The following is a 3,485-nucleotide window of genomic DNA, read 5'->3' as shown; positions in this document are numbered from 1 at the left end:
CGGCGAGCCGTGGCTGCCCGGCGCGCTGATAGCCAGGCTGGGCAAGCAGGCCGTCGGCCTGCTGGACTCCGAGGACCCGCTGCCCGCACCCGGGGCCGGGTCCGTCGCGGGGCGTCCGGCGCCGGCGGCCGTGTCGGTCGGCGGGGTGGCACCGGGCCTGTCGGGGCCGGTCGGAGCGGCAGGCGCCGCCGCAGCGGCTGCAGCGGGAAGGGCCGTCACCGCCGTGGCGGTGCGGGGGTCCGGGGTCCCCGGCGCAGGACGCCGGGGGCGGGGAGGCCCGGCGGCCTCCGCGGCCTCGGGGGCAGCGGCCGCCGCACGCGAACTCCCGCCGGTGACGCCGCCGATGCCGTCAGCGGCGTTCCCTGACTCCTGCGCCTCCCGCGCCTCCCGTGCCTCCCGGCCCTCCGGTGTGTCGCCGGGCAGCTCGTGCTGACCGTGGTTCTCGGCCTGACCGGGCTGACCGGCCTGACCGGGCTGACCGGGCTCCGGGCTCTCGGCACTCTGCGGCGCCGGCCGGGCCGGGGGTGCCGTCGGTGGCGGACCGTAGGCGGGCGGCGGCCCGTGCCCGGGAAGGGGCGGCGGCGCCGGTGTGCCCGCGCTCGGTGGCGTGCCCGGCGGCGGTGGCGTGCTCGGAGGAGGGGGCGTGGCGGGCGCGGCGGTCGGCGGCGCCGGTGTGCCGAGCGGCGCGGGCGCGCTCGGTGGCGCCGGGAACCCGTACCCACCGCCGGCAGGAGCCGCGGCGGGGCCCCCGGCGGGCGGTACGGGGGGCGTCGGACTCCACGGCCGGGCGGCGGGAGCGTCGGGCGTGCCCGGCGGCGGAGGCGGTTCGGAGCCCGAGCCGAGCGGGGGAGTCGGGGGCAACGGCGGCGCGTGCAGCGGGTCCTCGGAGTCCAGCAGGCCGACGGCCTGCTTGCCCAGCCTGGCTATCAGCGCGCCGGGCAGCCACGGCTCGCCGTCCTCGTCGTCCCAGACGTCGCCCGTCGCGGTGAGTTCGGCCAGTCGCTGCGAGGTGGGCCGGTCCGACGGGTCGGGCTGGAGGCAGGCCGTCACCAGTTCCAGCAGCTCGTCCGGGACGCCCGTGAGGTCACGCTGGTTCTGCACGATCCGCAGCATCAGCACGTGCATCGCGCTGTTGGCGTCGCCGAACGGCGTCCGTCCCGTCGCCGCGAAGACCAGCACCGAGCCGAGGCAGAAGACGTCGGAGGCCGGGGTGACGTCCTCGCCCCGGCACTGCTCCGGCGACATGAACCCCGGCGACCCGACGGCGGAACCGGTCCGGGTCAGCCCCGCGCCCGTCGCCTCCACGGCGCGGGCGATCCCGAAGTCGATGACGCGCGGCCCGTCGATGGTGACCAGCACGTTCGACGGCTTGAGGTCGCGGTGGACGATGCCCGCGGCGTGGATGTCGTCCAGCGCCTGCGTCAGGCCGTTGGCGAGCGCCAGCAGACTGCGCGGCGGCAGCGGGCCGCTCCTCGCCGTGACGACCTCGTGCAGCGACGGGCCCGCGACGTAACCGGTCGCCACCCAGGGGGTGTCGGCCTCGGTGTCGCAGTCCAGCACCGGCGCCGTCCAGCGCTGCCCGATGCGGCGGGCCGCGTCCACCTCCCGCTGGAACCGCTCCCGGAACTCCGGCTGCCGGGCGAGTTCCGGCTGCACCAGTTTCACCGCGACGGTGCGTCCCCGCGCCGAGCGCGCCAGATAGACGCTGCCCATCCCTCCCGCGCCGAGACGTCCCAGCAGTTGGTACTGCCCCACGCGTCTGGGATCCGCCGGTCCGAGCGGTTTCATGTGCCGTCCCCTCACTGCCCCGTGCCGGCCCGAGGATATGCGCCCGGCCGCCTCGGTTGGGGGGACAGCAACCAGACCGTGACCGGTTCCCTGGAGGGAGCACGTACCTGGGCGCGGCGACGCGCCGGCGGGCGGCGGGGCCGCCGGGCCGGGTGTGGAGCCGGCGGTGTCAGGCGGCCCGGTGCTGCCGGGCCTCGGCCGCCGCGGCGACGACCGGGTAGGCCGAGGCGTCGGAGTCCGCGTACAGGCGGAACCAGGCGTCGAGCACCTCGGGAGGCAGCACCGCCAGCCGCCGCAGGATCTCGCGGGCGAACGCCTCCGGGTCGGTGGGGCCCGCCGTGATCAGGTCGCGATCGGTCACGGCGTCGGCCTCCCGGTAGCGGTCCCCGCCGCCGTAGCCGGTGGCGGTGAGGACGAACGGCGCGGCCGCCGTGTGGTCGCGGTCGTCCAGCAGCCCCTCACGGGCCAGCCCCGGGACCGCGCCGCAGATCGCCGCGACGGGGACCCCCGACGCCAGGAACCGGCGGGCCGTCGCCGCGAACGGCGCGAGTTCGCCGGTCTCCCAGGTGTCCGCGCCGGGGAGGATGAGCAGGGCGCTGTCCTCCGGGCGGAGCTCCGCCACCGCGATGTCGGGCACCACCCGCATCCCGCCCAGCGTGGTCACCGGCCGGATGTCCGGTCCGACCGTCCGCACCCGGTAGCCGTTGCGCGCCAGCTCGGCGGTGGCGTGGCCGGGTTCCCAGTCGGCGAGCGTGTCGTACACGGCGAGGTGCACCGTGGGGCGCGCCACGCCCGGGACACCGGAACGCGCAGCGTTCTCGCCGTCGGGCCCGTGATCGCCCTCTCCACCCCGATTGCCCCTGGAATCACGGCCGTTGCGCTCTGTCATGGCGGCCTCCCTGGTCTTTTCGGGCCGGTAACGGGTGATACGTCCCCTCACTGCATGCTGTCACTCTGCCCACCACCTGTCCATGGCGAGTGAGTAGAGTGAGCGAGGTGATACGACGCAGCACTCTGCGCGAGCAGCTCACCGGCGCTCTCCGCGAGGAGGTTCTGGCCGGACGACTCGTCGCCGGCCTGGAGTTCACCGTGCGGGAGATCGCCGAGAGCTACGGCGTCTCCACGACGCCCGCCCGCGAGGCGCTGCTCGACCTCTCGGCGCAGGGCCTGCTCCTGGTGGAGCAGCACCGCGGGTTCCGGGTGCGGTCGTACACGCTCACCGACTTCCGCGAGATGATCGAGGCCCGCTCGGTGGTCCGCGAGGGGCTCCCCCTCGCCGACGCCGGCAGGCCCCCGCCGGACTATCCGCCCGACGCCTTCACCTCGATACGGCGCAGGGCCGCCACCTCGGGGCAGGCTGCACGCGCCGGTGACCTGGACATCCTCGTCGGCTACGACCTGCGGTTCTGGCGCGAGCTGACCGCGCTGCGGTCCAACCCGTACATCGCCGAGTTCCTCGACCGGCTGCGCGCGCAGTGCTGGGCGTTCCTGGTGCCGCAGCTGCGCGCGGTGGCCGACGGCCCCTGCGCCTCCACCGTTCCCGACCTGCTCTGGGACGGCTACCTCGAACTCGCCGACGCGGTGGAGCGGCACGATGACACCGAAGCGGGCGCCCTGGTCCGCGGCAGGTTCCTGGTCTGGGAGTTGCTCGGCTGCGCGGGCTGGCCCGTCGTCTCGGGGCAGGACCAGCCGGAGGT

Annotated in this window: 3 protein-coding genes; 1 reads left to right on the top strand and 2 read right to left on the bottom strand. The window is 76.1% G+C overall.

Annotated elements, in window-relative coordinates:
* Positions 1-1,788: serine/threonine-protein kinase (locus HCN56_RS24510; RefSeq protein WP_245246987.1), on the bottom strand; the 1,788-nt coding region annotated here is incomplete at its 3' end.
* A gap of 169 nt (positions 1,789-1,957) precedes the next feature.
* Positions 1,958-2,578 carry a DJ-1/PfpI family protein gene (locus HCN56_RS24505; protein WP_312871430.1) on the bottom strand — a complete coding sequence of 207 codons (621 nt, stop codon included), beginning with the start codon at positions 2,576-2,578 and terminating at the stop codon, positions 1,958-1,960.
* 206 nt (positions 2,579-2,784) lie between these two features.
* Between HCN56_RS24505 and HCN56_RS24500 the strand changes: the two genes are divergently transcribed.
* The coding region (locus HCN56_RS24500; RefSeq protein WP_312871429.1) for a GntR family transcriptional regulator at positions 2,785-3,485 on the top strand (701 nt) is incomplete at its 3' end.

Source organism: Streptomyces lonarensis (assembly GCF_012033735.1).
GTDB lineage: Bacteria > Actinomycetota > Actinomycetes > Streptomycetales > Streptomycetaceae > Streptomyces > Streptomyces lonarensis.
The sequence above is the reverse complement of the archived record's forward strand: the minus strand, read 5'-3'. Positions and strand labels throughout refer to the sequence as shown.